A 447-nucleotide genomic window follows, 5' to 3' on the forward strand; every position below is an offset into this window, starting at 1 on the left:
GTGGACCGTGGCGAGCTCCGACGGATCGCGAGGGACATGACGATGGAGGTGGACACCGATATCCCCTTCAGCGTCGGTTCCCTCTCCATCTACGCGAGGGACGTCAAGGGCCTTCAGTGGCAGGACGAGCACGAGGCTGTGACGATTGCCCTGAGTCACGCCTTCGGCGACACCGCCGGGGAGTTTCCAGAGCACTGTCTACTGAGCCATCTAGTAGGGCTTGACCTGCGGAGATTCCTCTTGCACGGCTTGCCAACCTGTCATGGCGACGCGCAATACGACGCACGAGACGTCTCGGCTCACCTTTTGAGCAGTGCGATCGCGCTGGAGGTGCCCCACCCGTTGACGCAATCTGACGATCAGCCCAGAGGGATTCGGGCATGACGAAGCCTCGTTGGAGGCCGTATTCCACCCCTGACACCAGGCGCTCCGGAGGGCTGATCTCCG

The 447-nt window shown here is 62.4% G+C and carries 1 protein-coding gene; it reads left to right on the forward strand.

Features of this window, described 5'->3' with window-relative positions:
* On the forward strand, positions 1 to 384 hold a 384-nt coding region (locus EJK15_RS69910; RefSeq protein ID WP_206062436.1), incomplete at its 5' end, for a hypothetical protein.
* Between the last annotated feature and the right edge of the window lie 63 nt (positions 385 to 447).

Source organism: Nonomuraea basaltis (genome assembly GCF_005893125.1).
GTDB classification, from domain to species: Bacteria; Actinomycetota; Actinomycetes; order Streptosporangiales; family Streptosporangiaceae; genus Nonomuraea; species Nonomuraea basaltis.